At 41.8% G+C, this 21,114-nt stretch carries 17 protein-coding genes and 1 pseudogene; 11 read left to right on the top strand and 7 right to left on the bottom strand.

Annotation, left to right across the window (positions count from 1 at the left end; translation table 11 throughout):
* Position 1 precedes the first annotated feature (1 nt).
* Both FFR60_RS19295 and FFR60_RS19290 read right to left on the bottom strand, forming a co-directional pair.
* Entirely contained in the window at positions 2-277 is a 276-nt protein-coding gene (locus FFR60_RS19295; protein ID WP_088932037.1) for a GIY-YIG nuclease family protein, read from the bottom strand.
* Positions 267-1,001, bottom strand: coding sequence for a tRNA1(Val) (adenine(37)-N6)-methyltransferase (locus FFR60_RS19290; RefSeq protein WP_137665404.1), 735 nt, complete (start codon positions 999-1,001; stop codon positions 267-269). The genes FFR60_RS19295 and FFR60_RS19290 overlap by 11 nt, the downstream gene beginning before the upstream one ends.
* 75 nt (positions 1,002-1,076) lie before the next feature.
* Between FFR60_RS19290 and FFR60_RS19285 the strand changes: the two genes are divergently transcribed.
* Positions 1,077-1,706, top strand: coding sequence for a lysophospholipid acyltransferase family protein (locus tag FFR60_RS19285; RefSeq protein WP_088932039.1), 630 nt, complete (start codon positions 1,077-1,079; stop codon positions 1,704-1,706).
* Between the two features lie 50 nt (positions 1,707-1,756).
* Here FFR60_RS19285 and FFR60_RS19280 read toward each other — a convergent pair whose 3' ends face one another.
* Positions 1,757-2,485, bottom strand: coding sequence for a DUF554 domain-containing protein (locus tag FFR60_RS19280; protein WP_137665403.1), 729 nt, complete (start codon positions 2,483-2,485; stop codon positions 1,757-1,759).
* Between the two features lie 155 nt (positions 2,486-2,640).
* Between FFR60_RS19280 and FFR60_RS19275 the strand changes: the two genes are divergently transcribed.
* The 3 genes from FFR60_RS19275 to FFR60_RS19265 are packed head-to-tail and all read left to right on the top strand — an operon-like array spanning position 2,641 to position 10,076.
* Entirely contained in the window at positions 2,641-3,774 is a 1,134-nt protein-coding gene (locus FFR60_RS19275; protein ID WP_137665402.1) for an exonuclease SbcCD subunit D, read from the top strand.
* Positions 3,774-6,896, top strand: coding sequence for an AAA family ATPase (locus FFR60_RS19270; RefSeq protein WP_137665401.1), 3,123 nt, complete (start codon positions 3,774-3,776; stop codon positions 6,894-6,896). Before FFR60_RS19275 ends, FFR60_RS19270 begins: the two co-directional genes overlap by 1 nt.
* Positions 6,897-10,076, top strand: coding sequence for a DEAD/DEAH box helicase (locus FFR60_RS19265; RefSeq protein ID WP_137665400.1), 3,180 nt, complete (start codon positions 6,897-6,899; stop codon positions 10,074-10,076).
* Between the two features lie 29 nt (positions 10,077-10,105).
* Here FFR60_RS19265 and FFR60_RS19260 read toward each other — a convergent pair whose 3' ends face one another.
* A complete protein-coding gene (locus FFR60_RS19260) occupies positions 10,106-10,825 on the bottom strand; it encodes an HAD family hydrolase (protein WP_137665399.1) in 720 nt (239 codons plus the stop codon).
* Positions 10,826-11,605: 780 nt separating this feature from the next.
* Between FFR60_RS19260 and spxA the strand changes: the two genes are divergently transcribed.
* Positions 11,606-12,004 carry a transcriptional regulator SpxA gene (gene spxA / locus FFR60_RS19255; protein ID WP_137665398.1) on the top strand — a complete coding sequence of 133 codons (399 nt, stop codon included), beginning with the start codon at positions 11,606-11,608 and terminating at the stop codon, positions 12,002-12,004.
* Between the two features lie 131 nt (positions 12,005-12,135).
* Positions 12,136-12,543 (top strand): annotated as a pseudogene (locus FFR60_RS19250) (transposase zinc-binding domain-containing protein); the annotation flags it as partial.
* Position 12,544: 1 nt separating this feature from the next.
* On the opposite strand, the gene FFR60_RS19245 reads toward FFR60_RS19250, so the two are convergent.
* A complete protein-coding gene (locus FFR60_RS19245; RefSeq protein ID WP_137665397.1) occupies positions 12,545-13,150 on the bottom strand; it encodes an HAD family hydrolase in 606 nt (201 codons plus the stop codon).
* Positions 13,151-13,412: 262 nt separating this feature from the next.
* On the opposite strand from FFR60_RS19245, the gene FFR60_RS19240 reads away from it, so the two are divergent.
* The 5 genes from FFR60_RS19240 to FFR60_RS19220 all read left to right on the top strand — a co-directional run bounded on the left by FFR60_RS19240 (position 13,413) and on the right by FFR60_RS19220 (position 19,809).
* Positions 13,413-14,057, top strand: coding sequence for an adaptor protein MecA (locus tag FFR60_RS19240; RefSeq protein ID WP_088932046.1), 645 nt, complete (start codon positions 13,413-13,415; stop codon positions 14,055-14,057).
* A 105-nt stretch (positions 14,058-14,162) separates the two neighbouring features.
* Positions 14,163-15,161 (top strand): competence protein CoiA, encoded by a 999-nt coding sequence (locus FFR60_RS19235; RefSeq protein WP_137665396.1) that lies wholly within the window; start codon positions 14,163-14,165, stop codon positions 15,159-15,161.
* Between the two features lie 152 nt (positions 15,162-15,313).
* Complete coding sequence (gene pepF / locus FFR60_RS19230) at positions 15,314-17,131, top strand: oligoendopeptidase F (RefSeq protein ID WP_137665395.1); 1,818 nt, start codon at positions 15,314-15,316, stop codon at positions 17,129-17,131.
* A gap of 319 nt (positions 17,132-17,450) precedes the next feature.
* Positions 17,451-18,629 carry a class C sortase gene (locus FFR60_RS19225; RefSeq protein WP_137665394.1) on the top strand — a complete coding sequence of 393 codons (1,179 nt, stop codon included), beginning with the start codon at positions 17,451-17,453 and terminating at the stop codon, positions 18,627-18,629.
* 1 nt (position 18,630) lies between these two features.
* On the top strand, positions 18,631-19,809 hold the full coding sequence (locus FFR60_RS19220) for a class C sortase (protein ID WP_137665393.1): 1,179 nt from the start codon (positions 18,631-18,633) through the stop codon (positions 19,807-19,809).
* A gap of 31 nt (positions 19,810-19,840) precedes the next feature.
* Here the strand turns inward: FFR60_RS19220 and FFR60_RS19215 are convergent, their stop codons facing one another.
* Both FFR60_RS19215 and FFR60_RS19210 read right to left on the bottom strand, forming a co-directional pair.
* Positions 19,841-20,488 (bottom strand): DsbA family protein, encoded by a 648-nt coding sequence (locus FFR60_RS19215; protein WP_088932051.1) that lies wholly within the window; start codon positions 20,486-20,488, stop codon positions 19,841-19,843.
* Positions 20,485-21,093 (bottom strand): CYTH domain-containing protein, encoded by a 609-nt coding sequence (locus tag FFR60_RS19210; protein WP_137665392.1) that lies wholly within the window; start codon positions 21,091-21,093, stop codon positions 20,485-20,487. The genes FFR60_RS19215 and FFR60_RS19210 overlap by 4 nt, the downstream gene beginning before the upstream one ends.
* Positions 21,094-21,114 lie beyond the last annotated feature (21 nt).

The raw sequence follows: 21,114 nt of genomic DNA, 5'->3' as shown, positions 1-21,114 counted from the left end.
ATCACAAAACGTTTTTTGCTTGATTATCCAGCAGGTATTTTTCCTTTTGGCGGCGCGGCAGCTTTTTGAAGGCTGATTCAGCTTTGGTTGCTTCACTGCGAGTGTCAAAGCGTTCGGCGTGGATCATTTGAACGGGACGTCGGCTTTGCGGGTGGGTATATTTTGCTCCAGTTCCCGCATTGTGTTCGGTTAAACGGCGCGCCAAGTCAGTGGTGTAGCCGCCGTAAAAGCTCTGGTCGCTGCAAAGCAGTACATAAAAATATTGATCAGTTGCCATAAAGCATCTCCTGTAAGTCGGCAGAGTAGCTGCCAGATTGATCATACGTATATAATGGAGGCAGAAAGCGCAGGCCTTCGCTTTTGCCGTCTTTGATTCCTTCGATCAGCAGCGTATTGGCTTCCTTACCCGGTTTTGGGTAAACGAATTGGATGCGTTTCGGCGCGATGCGATTCGAGCGCAAGCAATCCACGATCTCAAGAAACCGATCGGGACGATGGACCATTGCGAAGCGGCCGTTCATTTTTAATAATTTCGCTGAAACGCTGACCACATCCTCTAAGGTCGCATGAATCTCATGGCGGGCGATCGCCAAGTGAGGATTCGGATTTTTTTGGCTGGTAGGCAGCTCTTTAAAATAAGGCGGATTGCAGACAACGAGGTCAGCAGAATCCTTTCGGAAGACATCAAAGGTATTTTTCAGATCCATTTCATGCATCGTCAGCTGTTCTTCTAAGTGATTCAACGCAATACTGCGCTGGCCCATATCAGCTAGGCGGGGCTGCAGCTCGATTTGGTCGATGGCAGCCGAGGTTTTGCGGCTTAAAAAAAGACCGATCGCGCCGTTTCCAGCACAGAGATCGATGATCTGGCCGCGTTTTGGAACACGGGCGAAATTTGCTAACAAAACAGCGTCGATGGAAAAAGAAAAAACTTCTGAGCTTTGGATGATTTGAATATCCTCGGCGTAAAGTTGATCGATTCGTTCACCTTTTTTTAACAATTTCTTTTGCCCCCTTAAAAAAATCATACCGTTGTATTATACTACGTTTAGTTAGGTAACTGAAAGGAAGAAAAAATGTTTTTTAAATTTATTCGCGTCATCGCGCGAGCAATCTTAGCCGTCGTAAACGGCAATGCTCACTACCAAAATCAAGATAAATTGCCAGAAGGGAATTATATTCTGGTTGCTCCGCACCGTACGTGGTGGGACCCTGTGTATATGGCTCTAGGTGCATCGCCAAAACAGTTCAGTTTCTTGGCGAAGGCAGAGCTGTTTAAAAATCCGGTGCTGCGTTTTATCCTTGTTCACCTGAATGCTTTTCCTGTGGATCGTGACAAGCCCGGCCCAAGTGTTGTGAAGCGTCCGGTGAAAATGCTGAAGGATTCTGATAAAAGCTTGATTATGTTCCCAAGCGGAACCCGTCATTCGTCTGAGTTAAAAGGCGGGATGGCCTTGATCTCGCGCTTATCGAAGAAACCGATCGTGCCTTCTGTTTATCAAGGGCCAACCAAGTTTTCACAACTCTTCAAGCGCACACCAGTGACGATCCGTTTTGGTGATCCGATCGATCTTTCTGATATCAAAAAGATGGACAAAGCGGGTCTAGCCGAAGTCGAAAGACGGGTGCAGGGTGCCTTTGATCAGCTGGATCGTGAGATTGATCCTAATTATAAATATGTTGCCAAAGAAAAAAACGCCGACTAATCAGCGTTTCGGTTTGCAGATACCGTCCGATTTACGGATGGTATCTTTTTTTATCCAAATAATGGCACGATCCAAGTTGTCCAGAGCCAGCTGATCGGCATCACCAGAAGCATCGCCGGAATCATATCAGCAGTTGGAAACATTTTAACTTTGATCATCCGAAAGCCGGTGGCTAACATCAAAAATCCACCACAGGCTTTGAAATCTAAGATCATTGACGGCGTAGTCAAAGGGAAAATAGCCGTCGCTAGTAAAAATAAACTGAAAAAGACCACGAATTGCGGGATCGCGATCACAGAAACGACATAGCCGATATTACAGGCAAAGATCGCCGCCGTAAAGAAATCCAAGATTGATTTTGCGATCAGAATCGTATGATCACCAGTCATGCCTTCCGTTAAGCTGCCGAAAATCCCTGTTCCGCTGGCGCAGAAAAGTACGATAATCGTTACAAGCGTACTCAGATAGTCCTCATCCGAAAGCTTCAGCTCCGGTTGGGGGAATTTCGCGATCGGTTTTTGCATCATGGTCGCTGCGGTATTGATTTTTTGATTAAACTTCAAAAACAAGCCTAATGACGTTCCTAAAATAATTGCTAAGATCACCGCGGGCATATTTGCCATCTGACTGATGCTGGGAATTCCCATCGCCATCGAACAAACACCGAAGATCAACGTAATCTGGACTTTAAAATCCTCCGAGAGCAGATGACCTAAGAATCCGCCCAAAAGCCCTCCAAAAATAATTGACAATGAATTAATAATAATACCAACTGGCACAAAGCATCCTCCTTTTTTTTGTCACCTGCTTATCGTAGCGCAAAAATCGTTGAAGAGAAAGACTTTTATGGCACGACATCCACTTGCTAAGCAGAAAAATATGACAAATCGTGTTATACTTTTGGGAAGGACTAAAATAGGAAAAGGGTGGATCAATGAAAGTTTTACATACGGCTGACTGGCATATCGGGAAAAAACTGCATGGCTACGATTTGCTGCCAGATCAAGCATATATTCTTGATCAAATCAAAAAAATCGCAAAAGATGAGGCAGTAGATGCCATCGTGATCGCAGGTGATCTGTATGATCGTTCCGTGCCGTCAGAGGATAGCGTGCGGTTATTAAATCAAACGATCGCGGATTGGAATTTGACCGAGCAATTTCCGCTGCTGGCAATTTCCGGCAATCATGACAGCGCTACACGCTTAGCAACGGGGGCGCCTTGGTTTAATCAGGCGCATTTTCATCTGCATACCCGCTTGCAGGAGGCCTTTACACCGATTGAAATGAAGGATACACAATTTTTCCTTTTACCATATTTTGAACCAGTCGATGCGCGAATTTATTTTGAAGACCCTGATCTGCGAACGATTCAAGCGGCAATGCCGAAAGTAATCGCTAAAATCCAAGAAAGCTTTGATCCCAAGAAAAAGCACGTTTTAGTCAGCCACTTTTTTGTAGCCGGCAGCAGCAAAACGGACTCCGAAACGAAGATCGAAGTTGGCGGTTTGGATGGAATCAACGGCAATCTATTGCAGGATTTTGATTATGTAGCGTTAGGCCATCTCCATGGAAAAGACGCGTTGAAGATGGAAAATGCCCGTTATAGCGGCTCGCCTTTGAAATATTCTTTATCAGAAAAGGATCAAACGAAAGGTGTCTGGATCGTGGATACTGCAACCGGCGAATTTTCTTTCCGAGAATTATCACCGCTCCATGAGATTCAAGAGCTGCAAACAAGTTTTGAAAAATTACTGACGCCAGCTTTCTATTCGACCATCAACCGTGAGGACTATCTCTCGATTCTTTTAGAGGATCGGGCAGTGATCCCCAATCTGATGAACCAGTTGCGGCAGGTCTATCCGCGAATCATTCAAGTTGAACGGGCCAACGGCTTTGAGACAGCAGTCGAAACTCGTTTGAAGACAGAGAACATTAAAGAGAAATCACCGATTTCTTTGACGGAGGATTTCTTTACTGAAGTTTCGCAAAACGAATTAACCCCGCAGCAAAAAAGCTGGATCGAAGAAGGCTTGCATACAATTCTTAAAAAAGGAGGCGAAAACTAATGCTTCCAAAGAAAATCATTATGGAAAATTTCGGTCCGTTTCTTCATGAAGAAGTGGACTTTGAACAGATGACCGAAGCCCCGCTGTTTTTGATCAGCGGAAAAACCGGTGCCGGCAAAACGACGATCTTTGATGCCATCACCTTTGCATTATATGGCGATGCCTCAGGCGGTGTGCGTTCTTCCAATGAGATTCGCTCCTCTTTTGCTGAACCAACGGAGGAAACCCGTGTCCAATTCATTTTTGAGCACCAAGGACGGCAATATTCCATTGAACGCTGGCCGAAACAAACCTTAGCCAAGAAAAACGGCAAGGGCGAGACGACGAAAAATCAAAAAGTTCAGTTGAGTATTTTTAACGACGCGGGCCAAGAGGCGGAAGCTTATACCAAGGTGGACGCGGTAAATGACGTGATTTATCAGATTCTGCATTTGCAAAAGGATCAGTTCCGTCAAATCGTGATGCTGCCGCAAGGAGAGTTTCGGACGTTCTTAAACGCCAACAGTACAGAAAAAGAGACTGTCTTACGTAGTTTATTTGGAACCAGTTTTTATCGCAATTTCACCGAAAGCTTAAAATTCCAAAAAATCGAACTGGAAAAAGCGGTAAGCGAGCTGACGACTCGAATCGATCAGCTATTCCAACAAGTCGTCAGTGAAAAGGGCGCGACCTATGAAGAGTCGCTGAATCTGGCAAAAGAGTATTTGGTAATCGAAGAGCAGGCGCTGGTAAAAAGCCAAGCTGAATTAACTGAAAAGCAAACGCAGCAGCAAAACCTGCAGACTAAGGTCCAACAGGCACAAGAGCTTGCCGAAAACTTCCGTCAAGCACGGGAAACACAGCAGCAGCTTCAACAGCTAGAGCAGCGTTTACCAGAGCAAAGCGAACGAAGACAACAACTTGCTCGTGGACAAAAGCTCGAAAAATTACGTCCGACCTATGAACGTACCCGTGAGCTGGAAATGCGCCAAGAGCAGCAAGCCCAGCAAGCTCATGAAAATCAACAAAAGTCAGAAAAATTAGAGCAGCAATATACAGAATGCCAGAAAAAGGCAGCCGATTTCGAAAAGGAAAGTGCTGATTGGCAAGCTAAGGAAAAAGAGCTGCAAAGCTTGGAGTCCTTCTTACCATTAGTGAAGCAAAAAGAACAGCTGCTGAAGCAAAAAACGGAATTACTCGACCAGCAAACCCAGCAGCAAGCTCAATTAACCCAGATCAATCAGCAAGTAGCAGCCCGCGAGGAACAGAAAAAGGACCTAGAAGCCAAGCAACGCACTGAAAAAGTTTGGCAGGATCGACGCTATGAAGAACTGCAGTTTCAACAGAAGATCACGCACCTAAAAGAGCAGGACAAGCAGATTTTTGACCAGCAGGAAGAGGAAGAAGATCAGCAGGTCAAACTCGCTCAGCTAGTAGAAAAGGCCAGCCGCACGAGCAATCAATTAACCAGCGAAACAGCGGACTATAAGAAGCTGAAAAGCCAATGGGCAGCAGCAGAGATCGCCCGATTGAGTATGGACTTGCTGCCTGATGAACCGTGTCCGGTCTGCGGCTCTAAGGAACACCCGGATCCAGCGCAGCACGCGGAATTATCAACGGATAATCTGGGACAATTGCAGGTTGCGCTTGAAACACAAGAAGCCCGAATCAAACAATTAGAATTGATTCGAGAGCAAACCGAGGCCCGCTATGATGTAGCGATGAATGCCTTTGATCAATTACAAGAAGAGCGATTATCGGCACAAGAAGCCTTCGAAAAGCAGCTTCAAAGCTGTCAAACGGAATTTGCGGACTATTATCAGTTAACTGTTGAGGCTGAAATAACCGCGCTAAAAGAATTTCTTAACGAGCGTCAAGCTGAAACAACGCAGGCTTTGGCTGAAATAGCGGAAACCAATCAAGCATTGCAGCAGCTATCGACGGAGATGTTGAATGACCAAGCGAAAAAAGACGAGATCGAAGCAAGTCTAAACACAGTCAAAGCTGAACTGCAAACCTTGCAGGGCCGGCTTGCCAGTTTGGAAGAGCAAACTGCTGATTGGCAGTTACCGACTTTAGAGGGCCGCATTACGGAGTTAACCGCAAGCTTAGATGCGTACCGAAAACAGCTGCAGGCACACGAAAAGCAGATGAAAGAAATCGAGCAGGAACGAATCCGACTGCAAGAAAATCAAAAGCTGCTGGCTGAACAACAAGCAGAAACTGCCGAAAATCTTGAAAAGTATCAAGGTCAGCTGCAAGAGCAATTGACTGAAGCAGGTTTAACGGTGGAAGAATTGGCAGCACCGCCAATCGATCTATCCGCATTAGAAAAGGCAATCACTTCCTTCGATCAAGAGTTGGCAGTTTTAAAAGACCGCCAAAAACGCTTGACCGAAGCAATTAAGGAACAACAAGAGCCGGAGTTAGAGCCTTTGAAGCAGCAGTTGGCAGATAAAGAAGCAGAGGTGACTCAATTACAACAGCAGCATTACGCCAAGGAAAACCAATTGCAGCAGCAACGCGAGCTGATTGGAAAAATTGAAGTGCTGCAGGAACAAAGCAAAGAACAATTGAATGAGTTGAGCCAAATGATCCAGCTTTACCAAACGATGAACGGAGACAACCCGCAAAAGATCAGTTTGGAACGCTATGTTTTACAATGGTATTTAGCCGAAGTCTTGCAAAGCGCTAATCAGCAGCTGAATCAATTAACAAAGGGGCGTTATCATTTTGAATTAAAGCAAGAAACTGGACGCTCCAAAGGAAATACTGGGTTAGAGATCAATGTATACGATGACAATGCCGGAGCAACACGCAGTTCCCATACTCTGTCGGGCGGCGAGAGCTTCATTGCCGCACTGTCCTTAGCCTTGGGATTAGCCGAAGTGATCCAGAATCAGGCCGGTGGAGTCACTATAGAGGCACTATTTATCGACGAAGGCTTCGGTTCTTTAGACGAAGAAGCGCTGGAAATGGCGATGGAAGCCTTGGAAGGCATCGAAAATGCGGGACGGATGATCGGCATTATCAGTCACGTGAGAGAATTGAAAGAACGTATCCCACAACAAATTATTGTGGAAACTAGCGGAACGGGACGCAGCAGTATTCGTTACCAGCTAGAAGGATGGAGTGAAGCGTAAATGAGATGGAGTATTCCAGAAAAAGTGATCGAACGCGGCAGAACTTACTTGAAAGAAGGACGGGTCTTGTCTGTTGAGGCAGATCCGGCTCGGCGTGTTTGGCATGGTGAAGTATTAGGCAGCGAACTTTATCTGGTTGATTTAGATGGCAGTGGAAAAGAAAATGATATTTGTGCTTGTCCTTATTGGGAAGAACACGGTTATTGCAAGCACACAGTGGCAGTTGAATTGTATTTGCGGGAAAAAGGACTTTCTCGTGTGATCAAGCCTGAAACTGTCTTGCCCAAGAAGATGGAAAGCAGTATTTCTTTTGCGGATCTATTGAACCAGGGCTTTTCGCGTTTAGCAAAAGAAGCAGAACCGTTGCAATCATTATTTGTTGATTTTGTAGTAGAAGCGCTCCCGACCAATCCTTATCATCCCGAGTTGGATGTTTTAGCAGTTTCATTACGTATCGGCAGCAATCTGACCAAACGCAGTTATATCGTGAAGAATTTGTATGATTTTCTGCATGCTTATCAAACGGATTCTGCGTATACGGTCAACAAGCAATATAAATTTCAAATCGAGGCTGGAGCCTTTGATCCGAAGTGTCGTGATTTGATCGAGGACCTTGTCGGTGTCAGTGAAACTTACCAATTATTAGGTAAAGCCGGCTTGCAAGTCAAGGGCAAGCTGGACAAACGTTATCTTTTATTGCCGGTTCATCGGATACAAGAATTACTTGAAGCGATGGAAAAAACGGGCCATTTGAGTATCAACTTAGGCGAGAAAACCTATTCGGAAGTTCATGAAGGGCAAGAACTACCCTTATCCTTCACTTTGGAAAAACGGGGAGAAAATGATTTTGGCCTAACGATTGAAGATGGCTTTACGAATTACTATAGCAACTATTTTTTAGGCTTTGTCGAAAATTCCTACTATTTAATGACACACGAGCAGCAGGACACGTATATCACCTTGAAGCAATTGATGAAGCGGTTGAAAGAACCAGTGATTGCTTATGAGCAGCGTCAGCTGTCACAATTGTTTACCGATGTTTTCCCTTATTTGCGGAAAATCGGACGTGTGATCGTATCGGATGATGTAGCAGAAATCATGAAGGAAGAACCACTGCGGGCGGTAGTGATTTTCCGAAAGATCAAAGGAATGGTCAAGGCTGAGGCAGAGTTTCACTATGGCAATGCCTACTTTTCTACGAATGAGGCTCATCAGCCTAAGCTGCCGAACAATGTCGAGATTTTACGAGATCGTAAAAAAGAAAAACAAATTTTGGATCTCTTTGACACGTATCGCTATCAAAAAATCGATACCGGCTTTGAAAAGAAGCTGCCCGTCAAAGACAATCTTTATTACTTCTTTAAAGTCGAAGTAGAAGAATTCAGACGCTATGCCGAAGTACGGATGGGCAAAAAACTGCGCCAGCTATTTTTAGACGGAGAAGAATTCCAGCCAACCCTTGAAGTTAATCAAGAGGGCTCGTGGCTGGATATCAAATTTGATGTTACAGGCATCAAGGATAATGAGATCGATCAAGTACTGAACAGCCTACTGCGAAAAGATCGCTTCTACACTTTGGAAAACGGGGAAGTCCTCTCGCTTGATTCAGAGGTCTTTCAGCAAACTAGCGAGATGATCAGCCAGCTGCGGGAAAAAATCAGTGCCAAAGACGGCTTGATTCGTTTGCCGAAAAGCCAAGGAATTATGCTGGAACAGCGGCTAAAGGACAATCCGCAAGCGCAGTTCAGCGAAAGCTTCACTACGATGGTAGAAGATTTGACCCACCCCGAAGACTATCAGGCGGAGATGCCGGACAATCTTCAGGCAACATTGCGGCCTTATCAGGAGGCCGGCTTCCGCTGGTTGAAAATGTTGAGTGATTATGGCTTCGGCGGAATTTTAGCGGATGAGATGGGGCTTGGGAAAACGATCCAGGTCATCACCTTCTTATTAGCTGAAAAGGTACAACAGCCGATCAAAGCGGTGATCGTCACTCCTGCGAGTCTGGTTTATAACTGGCAGGCTGAGATCAAGAAATTTGCTCCAAGTCTGGAAGCTGTCGTTATTTCTGGAAATCGCAGCGAACGCGAGCAACTTCTTGCAGATGCTGGAGAAATCGTGATTACATCTTATGCCAGCCTGCGACAAGACATTGATCTGCATGAAGAAATGGGCTATCAATACATGATTCTTGATGAAGCGCAGATGGTGAAAAATGCTTCGACTAAGACATCCAGCGCTCTAAGGAATTTATTGATTCCGCATCGTTTTGCATTAAGCGGTACACCAATCGAAAATAATTTGGAAGAGCTGTGGTCACTGTTCCAAACAGTAATGCCGGGCTTTTTCCCGCCGATCGGACGCTTCCGTCAAATGGCCGTCTCAGAGATCGCCAAGATGATTCAGCCGTTTGTGTTGCGTCGCGATAAGGATACGGTCTTGCAGGAATTACCGGAACGAATCGAATCCAACGTGTTAAGCAGCTTAACGGAAGAACAAAAAACTGTTTACCTAGCGTATCTTAAACGAATGCGTCAAGAGGTCGATCAAATGGATTCTGCGACATTCCGGAAGCAGCGTGTGAGCATCTTAGCCGGACTGACTCGCTTGCGTCAAATCTGTGATGATCCGCGTCTCTTTATTGATGGCTACGAAGGCGGTTCAGGGAAATTGGAACAAGTAAAGGATTTGATTCATGCAGCGAAGGAAAACGGAAGACGCGTTCTGCTGTTCTCCCAATTCACCAGCATGCTGTCAATCATTGAAGAAGAATTTGCGGAAGAAGGAATTACCAGCTTCTACCTGCGAGGCAGTACGAAAGTCTCAGATCGTCTGAAAATGGTCGATGCCTTCAATGAAGGTGAAAAGGATGTCTTTTTGATTTCGCTAAAAGCCGGCGGAACAGGTCTAAACTTAACCGGAGCAGATACGGTCATTTTGTATGACTTGTGGTGGAATCCGGCAGTGGAGGAACAAGCAGCCGGACGAGCTCATCGAATCGGTCAGAAGAAGGTCGTCGAAGTTTGGCGTATGATCGCTGAAGGAACGATCGAGGAACGAATGAATCAACTACAGCAAGAAAAACGTGAACTGTTCCAAAAGGTTATCCAAGGAAATGAAGAACAAACAAGTAAACTTACGGAAGAAGATATTCGCTTGATCTTGAGTTTAGGCGAATAGAATCTCAAAGCAAAAAAAGTTTGCAGCGCTTAGCGTTGCAAACTTTTTTCGTTAGTCAGAGCAGTATTCAGAGCAGTAAAACTAGTAATTTCTTTTTCAAAAAGCGCTGTTTGACCAGCCGGAATTTCTCTGGCCTGATGGTTGAACCACCAGACGGACCAGCCAGCGGCCTTGGCACCAACTACATCATTGTCAAAGCTGTCTCCGATGTACAAAAGTGATTCGGCAGATAAATCTAACCGTTCTTCCATTAGCTTGAAAATTCGCGGATCAGGTTTTTGAATCTGAACACCATCAGAGATCAAAATCTTTTCTGGTGCAATCCAACGCGTCAATTGCAGTGCCTCAAGCTTATCAGTCTGACGCTCCACGGGTCCATTCGTAATAATGCCCAGCGGAATCTCCTGCTGGACTAATGAGTCTAACGCGGTACTAATTTCGACAGGCAGTGTGATCGTCTGCAATGCTCGGTCATACGCTGTCTGAAACGCATCTAAGTCAGCATCGGCTGGGGCAAAATCAAAGTCTGCCAATGCTAGCCGAATTCGCTCGTAGCGCATTTTCTCCAAAGACCATTCACCAGTGATCGATTTCATGTAGTGGAAATCGCTATAGTAGCGAAAACGAATGAATAATGCGTTCATCTTATCAGCTGGAAAGGTTGGAAAGAGTGTGTTGATTGCGGCTGCAAAGGGGGCTTGCTGTTCATATAGGGTGTCATCTAAATCAAATACAATTCCTTGGATCATCGGCTCACTCCTAAATTATGGATGGATTCATTATACCAAAAAAGATAAATTTTTATCTGCAATGAGCAAAATAATAGCATATTTAGATAATTCTTGTTATGTTATCCTAACGTTGTCAAATTGAAAAAAACACGATTGTCAATCAATCAAAAATATTCACGCAAAAAAAAATAATGATTGAAACGAGAAAAAGGCGCGAGTTTTTAAGGTTCACCATTTTTTGAAAAGTCTATAAAAATTTTGGTATTTTTTGCTTTTTTGAAAGCTGTATCTGTTTGATGAGATTATTTTAGTCGGAAAATTTGATACAGAAGAGCGCTTTAGAAGGCAGGATAAAATAACTATAATATAATATGCAATATATTTTATTGAATCAACTATTTTAAAATAATTCTAAAAAAGGCTTGTAAAATAGAGTTCCAGTGATACCATTTTTAAATATAAAAACAGAATTTAAATGATTTGATACAATAAAAAAATATTTTACACAAAAAAACTTCAAATTTTTTATAGAATACACATGCGTACTAGTACAGTTTTTACGATTGTTATAACACTGTGTAAAATGAGAGTTAAGCCACGGTTCTCTCATCTTAATAAGTCAGTATTGTCGTGACACCTTCTATTGCGTCGGAATAAATTAAATAACATTAATATTTGTAAAGAAATTGTGGAGCTCCTCTTTTTTTTGTTACCTTTTTTTTGTATAATAGAAACAGATAGCAGGAAGCTAGTTTTACCTGTTACAAAATTTGAGAGTCAAGAAAAGGAGTGATATGCATGTTAACACTATATACTTACCCTAGTTGTACATCATGTCGGAAAGCACGTGCTTGGCTACAGGAACATGAGATTCCTTATGTTGAACGAAATATCTTTTCTGAGCCATTGAACATTGATGAGTTGAAGGCCATTTTACAAATGACTGAGGACGGAACTGAAGAGATTATTTCTACTCGTTCGAAAGTTTTCCAAAAGTTGAACATGGATTTAGATGAATTGTCACTGAAAGAATTGTTGGACTTAGTGAAAGAAAACCCTGGATTGTTGCGTCGTCCGATCATGATCGATGAGAAACGTCTGCAGGTTGGTTTTAATGAAGATGAAATTCGTCGCTTTTTACCTCGTGACGTTCGCCAATATGAATTACGCCAAGCCCAATTAATGGCTGGATTATAGAATAAGTACCCCGCTTACGCGGGGTATTTTTTTGACATTAAAGGAAGTATAAAATTTTAAGCGGCCAAAGAATTGATGTATCAATCTTTTAGACGCTTTTCAATTGGTCCTTTTCCTATTAAACTAGAGACATGAAACCCAATATTTTACACGCTATTTTCTTTGATGAATATCAGAACTGGGAGAAGTTCAATCAAAGGTACACGAGAAGGATTCGATCCGTTGTGAAAAGAGAAGTGAAGAAGTTTCGCGATTGTGGTGACCTAAAAAAAGGCTACCGTCTATTTGTCTGTGAAGGATGCCATGATGTAAAGAAAGTCGCTTTTCGCTGTAAAGGAAAATTTTGTCCAACTTGTGCAACCGGAGAAAGCCAAAGATGGGCAGAGATCGTGGCGAATGATCTGTTTACAGTGACGCATCGACACGTCATCTTCACGATTGATGAAGGCTTGCGGGAGATTTTTCTGAAGGACAACTATCGTAAGGAGCTTTTAAAAGGGTTAATGGATGAAGCAGCCCGAATCCTATTAGATTTTTTTATTATGGAAGTTTAAACTGTGATAATTCTTTATTCAATGAGTCAAAATTTTTCTTAAAATGAAAGCCTCGCATTCCAGTTTCTTCGGCTGCTAGAATATTTGCTGCATTATCGTCAATAAAGTAGCACTCGGCCGGATTCAATCGAAAGTGGCTATAAAAAGTGCGAAAAATCTCATGTTCGGGCTTAGCAAGCTTCCAATCTGAGGAGATAAAGATACCGTCGAAAGAGTGATGACTAGGTACTTTGTCTTCATATAAGTAATAATCTTGAGGCGCATTAGAAAGAATATAAAGGTTGAAGCCTTTTTCCTTCAGTTGTTGTGGCAGTTCAGCCATTTGCGGCAAAGGGTGCAAATCATTGTACCAAGTTGCCAGTAAATCATCAGCGATCATATGCAAATCTTCCGGCAGGCGAGCTTTTACGGCCAAGGCCAGCTCATCTCTGGTCATCGTACCTTTATCAAAGCGCAGCCAATCTACTGAACCAAAAATTTCCGATCTAAGCAGTTCCTGCTGCTGGTCATTTACGTTTTTTTCACGAACAAAGCGCACGGGATCAAAATCGACTAAAACGTTACCTAAATCAAACACAATATTCTTGATCATCAAAAAACCTCCTTAAGTCAAATTATACTTTAGTCTATCACTCAAACAAGAGGGCGTTCATTTTATTTATACATAAACAAAATATGATGGACGGTAATTTCGCCTCTTCAAAGGAGAAAAAAAGAGCTTGATTCTTCGGTTAGAGGGCAAGGTTGTCTGCATTGTTTATAGGAATTTAATAAAATTCGTCGGCTTTCTTTACTTTTAAACGGAATCAGTTACAATGAACATATAATCTATCTTTAAAGTGAGGTGTGCCAAGATGGAGATGGAACACATCAATGAGAATACGATCCGCGTCATCATCGAGAATGAAGATCTAGCTGAACGGGGAATTACTTTTTTAGATCTGCTGGGAAATCATCGGGAAATCGAATCTTTCTTCTATAGTATTTTAGAGGAAGTCGATATTGAAGATGAGTTCAAGAGCAGTGAGGCTGTCACTTTCCAAGTACTTCCAAAAAATGACGGATTGGAACTATTTATTAGTAAGAACCTGACGCCTGAGGATATCAATAAAATGAACAACTCAACAGATTTTGAAACCAATGATTTCGATCAATTGATTCGTCAGCAGATTTTAGCTAATTCTGAGAATCTGGAAGATGATGGAAAAGTAAATCGCTTAAGAGTTTTTCAATTAAATAGTTTTGAAGACATGATTGAATTAGCGAGCTATCACTTTTTAGATGAAGCCTGGTGTGATTTATACCTATTGGATGAGACATATTATTTACAAGTTTATTTTGACCCTGAGGTTTTCGGTGAGTTTGGCTTAGCCGACGTCATCGCTGAAATTTTAGAATATGCTCAAGATTCCGCTGTTTCTACAGAAATGTTGGAAGAGTATGGAAAGCTTCTGATGCATCGTGATGCAATCGAAATTACGCGTGCTCATTTTAATTAGCGTGTTCAATACCACCGTTCGTTGGAATGGTGGTATTTTTTTGCCTTGCGGGGCTTATTCAATAAATATTAAGCAAATTGCGTATTTTCTTTCGAGGTGAGGAAAATGCTGTTTGCTTATACAAATAAAAAAGAAATGATCAGCGCTTCTGAGGTCAATAACGATGAGAACTATTTTTGTCCAGATTGCGGCGAGCAACTGATCAGAAAAGCGGGGAAAATAAAAATTCCCCATTTTGCACATAGCACCAATGGGAATTGTTTTGGCTTAAGTGAAGGAGAGACACCGGAGCATCTTCAACTAAAGCAGCTTATTTTCAAGTGGGGAAATCAATTTGAAGGAGACTGGAAAATGGAAGCTCCTCTGCCAGACTTAGCACAGCGACCGGATCTACTGCATGATCGGTTAGCCGTAGAGATTCAGTGTTCATCCATCAAGGGAGGACGACTAGCTGAACGAATAGCAGGTTATTCTCAGCAGAATTATCAAGACTGGTGGCTGTTAGGAAAGAAATTATGGCCCACAGAAAAAATCACTCAGCTGCAAAAACAATTTTGTTCCTTTGATAAGGAGAAAGGAATTCACCTGTGGCTATTGGAAAGTGAACAGATACGTTTGCTTTATCACATCCACGAACTTGATCGCTTGGTCTATTGTGAAGAACGCTGGCCTAAGGGGTCTCTGTCATTGAGTGAGATTCTCAAAACATCCGTAACTAAACGACCGCCCCATCTTTTTCCTACTATAGAAAGTGTGAATGAACGCAAACTATCCCTGAGTCTTAAACTCGTCCAAAGCAATCGTAAAATCCGCGGCCTGCAGCATTACTTTTATCAAGAGCGAAGACATCTCCTGTACTTGCCGGATTGGATGTATTTTCCAAGTCGTTATTTCTTTTTCTATCAAGAGGATTTATTGGTCTTTCGTTATTTGTTTCAAAAAGAGGCGAAAAATGCTTCGTTGATTTTTGAGAAGTTCTTGGACTATCGAGCAGCAAATCAGCGAGAATGGTTCTTCCATCGAATTGATCAGCGAGAAATCTTGGAGCGGCTTTACCTTGAAGCGATCTTTTGTCAAAGAAAGGCTAAAGTTTCGTCAGCCTAACAGCTTTTGAAAATACTTTTTGCTAATTTATGGTAAGATTGAGGATGATTAATAGATGAGCAGTCATTTTTTCTTTCTATTTTTTAAATGAACTAGATGTGGTTCATTTGTTTGGAAAGAGAAATACCTCAAAACAAGTTAGGAGTGTTTTTATGAGTGAACCAAAGCAATTGCCAAAACGGCAGGAAGTACCCACTGAACTGACTTGGGACTTAACTAAAATTTTTACTGATGACGCTGCCTTTGAAGAAAAATTTCAAGCTTTATCTGCTGAATTAACTGAAGTGGATAAAATCAAAGGAAGTTTAGGCCGAGGCGCAGCAGAATTTTTAACAGCGATCGAATATGTCTTAGATATTTATCGCAAAGCGGAAGTCATTTACGTCTATGCCCATTTGAAAAATGATGAAGATACCGCAAATACAACGAATCAAGCACTATATGCACGTGCATCCAGCTTGATCGCACAGGTCAGCGAGGCTGTTAGCTGGTTCGAACCAGAAATGCTGCAGCTTTCAGATGATGAGATTTGGGCGTTTTTCGAGACAGAGCCGAAACTAGAATTGTATCGTCATTTCGTTGAACAGATCATTTCTGAAAGAGCGCACGTTTTACCGGCTGAACAAGAAGCGTTATTGGCTGGAGCTAGTGAAATTTTCGGAAGCTCTGCTGATACCTTTTCAGTCATGAACAACGCGGATTTGAAATTCCCAGTAGTAAAAAATGAAGCCGGAGAAGATGTTCAATTAACCCATGGCGTCTACGGACAATTATTGGAAAGTACGGATCGAAATGTCCGAGAACAAGCTTTCAAGGCTTTGTACTCTGTCTATCATCAGTTCCGAAATACATTTGCTTCCACATTAAGTACTCATATCAAGAGTCATAACTATAAGGCCAAAATTCGCGGTTATGCATCCGCACGGGCAGCTGCCTTGAGCGGAAACCATATTCCAGAAGATGTTTATGAAACATTGACTTTAGTAGTCAACCAATATTTACCACTGCTGCATCGTTACGTGGAATTACGTAAAGAATTATTGGGCCTAAATGAATTGCATATGTATGATCTTTATACACCGCTATTGGCGGAAGCTCCAGTTAAATTCACTTACGAAGAAGCACAAGCTAAAGCGTTGGAAGCATTGAAGCCATTAGGCGAAGAATATTTAGATGTTGTGAAAAAAGCTTTTGCCGAACGCTGGATTGATGTAGTAGAGAATCAGGGCAAGCGCAGTGGCGCTTATTCTTCTGGTGCTTATGACACGCAGCCATATATTTTACTGAACTGGCACGATCGCCTAGATGAACTTTATACGTTGGTTCATGAAATGGGCCACAGTGTTCACAGCTACTTTACTCGTCATACGCAGCCCTATGTTTACGGTGATTATTCGATCTTTTTAGCTGAGATTGCTTCGACGACGAACGAAAATCTTTTAACCAGCTACTTACTAGAAACTGAAAAAGATCCTAAGATTCGCGCATATATCATCAATCATTTTCTTGATGGCTTCAAGGGGACGATTTTCCGTCAAACACAATTTGCTGAGTTTGAACATTTTATCCATACAGAAGATGCCGCAGGAAATCCATTGACGAGCGAACACTTAAGCAAGTTTTATGGCGAGCTGAATGCGAAATATTACGGACCAATCGTGATTAACGATGAAGAAATCAAAGATGAATGGTCAAGAATTCCGCATTTCTACTATAATTACTATGTTTATCAATACGCGACCGGCTTCTCAGCAGCGAGCGCTTTAGCAAAACGGATCGTTGAGGGAGAACCAGATGCATTAGAAAAATATCTAGCTTACTTGAAATCCGGCAGCAGTGATTATCCGATCGAAGTCATGAAGAAGGCCGGAGTTGATATGACGCAACCGACGTATATTGAAGACGCGATGGAGATTTTCGCTTTACGTTTAGATGAGTTGGAACAATTGGTCGAAGATTTAAAAGCTTAATTGATGAAAAGACAGGAGCTAAGGCTGCTGTCTTTTTTTTGCTCAATAACGGGAGCAAAAATCATAAGAGCTCAGAGCTTATAAACAATGAAGAAAATATTTATTTTTATTAAAGATTGGATTCTTTTTAACTTCTTTATGAAACAAGCGAGGCACTAAACATGAAATTTAATAATTAGGTTTAGCCTTGGTGTTATGCAGAAAACTCTACATTTACCTGATTTTTTAATTCAAATATTTGAAAGAAATTATACAATTGGAATTTCTCTTTTATTAATTATTGTGCGAGAATTAGCATAAGTAGAGGGGGTGGATCATAATGACTAAACCAAATAAAAGGGACAAAATTGATTTGTTCTTAAAATTATCAATTGCTGTTATGTTTATTACCGGTTTTTTGATTTTTATGTATCCATTCGTAGTTGATTCAATCAATAATTATGTCGATCAGCAACGCCTCGAGGAAGTCCAAGAAAAAATGGAGGCCCGTTCTGAGGCGGATAAGAAAAAACGACTCGAAAAGCTTGAAAAAGAAAATAAAAAATTAAAAACAATTATTCCGGGTGCAGGAAGCTTTGATGATCCTTTCGAATCTTCTTTGCGAGGGACGAAAAGTCCTAAAAAGGAATATTATGAAAAGCATATGATCGGCGCTGTCTTTATTCCCAAAATAAAGGTCAGCTTGCCGGTTTACGATGAGACCAATGACTTTTTATTGGACAAGGGAGCGACAGTTTTGCAGGGAACCTCTTTTCCGGTAGGAGGAAAGGGCACACATTCAGTCATTACTGGTCATACCGGGCTACCAGAAAAAAAGCTGTTTACAGATTTAGAGCTGCTTAAAAAGAGGGATAAGTTTTACTTACATATAGAAGGAAAAAAATTAGCTTATCAGGTTGATCGCATAAAAAAGGTTGAACCTGATAAGTTTGACGCGCTTAAAATTGAATTGGATCGTGACTTAGTAACACTGTTGACATGTACACCGTATGGGGTAAACAGTCATCGTCTGTTAGTCACGGGTCACCGAGTCGCTTATCCTGTAGAAGCAGCGAAGAAAATCAAAGAAACCGAAAAATACCATCGTCGACGTGTGTACTATCTAGTTGACGGCTGTCTATTCTTCGCACTGATTTTTGGTTACTTCGTGTGGCGCAAGATCATTCTTTATCAATCGAAGAAGCGCGATTACAATTTTGTCTTCTATCTATATGTGAACGGTGAGCCGTTGCCGGGAGTACGTGCGCTACTTACTCAAAAGAGAGATGTTGTACGGATCGACGGCAAACTAGTTCATACAGTTAGTGATGCTTATGGGAAAATTGAGTTCAAACAAATCCCCGGCGGTGTTTATCGTGTAGAAACTGAAAACGGATTGAGTGTAAAAGGCAAAGTATGGCGGCTGAAAGATCGAAAATTCAAGATTCTTAAACGCCGCGGCTACAAGAATATCAAACAAAAGATCAAGCATTTTATTATTGAAAGTAAGGTGAACTAGTGTGAAGAGGTCGCCTAAACCAAGAAGTGCCAAACGACAAATGATCAGCAAGATTTTTATGATCTTAGTCTTTTTGGCCGGGGTACTTGTCATGATGTATCCTTTTTATATCAATGCGGTCAATGACTTTGTTGATCAAAAAAGAATGGAGGAAGTTCAAGAGCAAAATAAACGACAAAATAAAGAACAAGTTCGCAAAGCAAAGGAACGAATGAAAAAGCGCAATGAAGAATTGAAAAAAAATGGTCTGGTACCAAAGGCGCCTAAGTTCACGAATGACAATGAGCGTAAGATCGTCAGTGATGACTATATCCGCAAACATTTGATCGGAGCTATCAGTATTCCGACGATCGAAGTTACACTGCCGCTATTTGATACAACCAATGAAAAGCTTTTACAAGAAGGGGCGACGGTTTTACAAGGCACATCTTTTCCAACCGGAGGAATCAATACTCACTCAGTTATTTCTGCCCATAGCGGCCTGCCTGAGAAAAAGCTTTTTACTGATTTAGAGGATGTAAAAAAAGGTGAGATCTTTGTGATAACGTTGTTTGAGAAAAAATTGGCTTACGAAGTGGAAAAGATTGATGTGGTCGAACCTCGAGATACCTCAGTAATCAATATTGAGCCTGGCCGTGACATTGTTACTTTATTGACTTGTACTCCATACATGATCAATAGCCATCGCTTATTAGTGACCGGACACCGAGTGCCATACACAGAAGATATGGCAAAGGCAATAAAAAAGGCGGACGATTCGCGTAAATTAAAAGAGATATTAATTCTAGTCGGGGTTGTTCTAGCTGTATTGCTTTTACTATTTGGAATTTATCGTGCGATTCACACGTATCTTTTGAGAAAGCGTCTGTTCAATCTAAATATTCTGAGAACCGACCAAGCGGGAAATGCTATAGCAGGAAGAGAAATAGCCATGTACACTAAAAATGGCAAACAGCCAGTTCAACGAAAAGGCATTCCATTAATGGCAGTGACGGATGAAGAAGGTCGAGCACGTTTCGAGAATATTCCCGGCGGTGTTTACTGTATCAAAGATAGTGAAGAACTTGGCTTTAAAGTCGGCATTAAGAAATTGCGTCAAGATAAAATAAATCTCTATTTAACCAAACAACAGAAAGCTTACATCTTTACGAAGGATAATGCTGTTCAAATCAAAAAATAAAGCGTCATTGCCTCACGGCAATGACGCTTTATTAGATTAGCGACAAGTGATTATCCATATCTGATTGTCTGATCGGAGTATTTTTACTTTGCGATTCTAAGAATGCTATCAAGGATTCTTTAGTATTATATGTATCTAAAATGTGATGGATCGTTTCACAGCCTTCAATCCGAATGCCAGCGTCACAATCACTGCCATAATTATAAATCACAGCGGAAGGGTGTGAAGTAATCTCCATTTCATGGGCGATCTGCTGATCGGTTAGAAAGGCTTCTTGGACAAATGCCGATTGACGGTCTTCCAGGAACATTTCTAAATCACCGCCAACTTTGGTAAAGAGCTGGATCGCCAGTTTCTTTGAATAAGGCTGCTTCTGTTCGCCGACCGTTTCTTGTAGTTCGACTAAAAAATCACGCCCGCGTTTTTTACCTTGGAGATGAGCTGCCTTAACGTCTAACGCTGCTGAATGAATCTCCTGAGATAATTCTGTTCGTAATTCAATGTCTTTTTCGGAGGCGCCGATTCTCTGCATGAATTCCGAGACGGTTTTTAGATTCATGATGGGAACCAAACGTAATTGAATTTTCATGTCATACTCTTTGATCAAATCAATGATCCGTCGCTCGATCGATAAACATTTTTGCCCAATCGGGTTAACAAACAAATAAATCTCGATCATTGGAGCCCCTCCATTTCTTTATTTCGCTCTTGCTGTTCAGTTACAGCGCGGGCAATTTTATTTTGTGTTTTTCGGTAAGGTAAATCGAATTTCTTTAACAGTTGGTTAAAATCTTCTTCTCCATAACTAGAATCACTGACCTCTAGTTCCAATTCAAAGTCATGCTGCTGTCCATACCAACTTTCATCTAATGCAAGTTTTCCTTCTGGAATTGTAAATTCTGCACGTCTTGTGATTAGTTTCCCAATTAGGGACAAGTCTAATAATGAAATATTTAATTGTTTCAAGCGGGCTAAAATTTCAGCAGCTCCTGAAGCGAACTGTTTTTTATCTAGAGCCTGTTCTACTTCAGTAATCGTGAGCGCATCGGTGACCTCTAATAGACCAACTGATTGCGGAATTTTTAGAGTCGCTTCCGCTTTAGTGTCAAAACGGCGTATTCTAAGGCCCATGCCATGTTTCTTTAATTGAAAATCCGCTGTGTCGAAGTAAAGATTTGTTTGTATTACAAATTGGTCATCCGTAATATTGTAGTAACGTAACAATTCTTCATACTCATTTTGTATCAGCATGCTCTTGAATTCGATTTCAATTTCTTCGCTCAATCTTATTCTACCTCTGATTCT

Origin of the sequence: Enterococcus hulanensis (assembly GCF_005405485.1) — a bacterium.
Taxonomy (GTDB): domain Bacteria; phylum Bacillota; class Bacilli; order Lactobacillales; family Enterococcaceae; genus Enterococcus_A; species Enterococcus_A hulanensis.
Note: the sequence above shows the minus strand (reverse complement) of the source record. Positions and strands in the feature narration are given on the sequence as shown.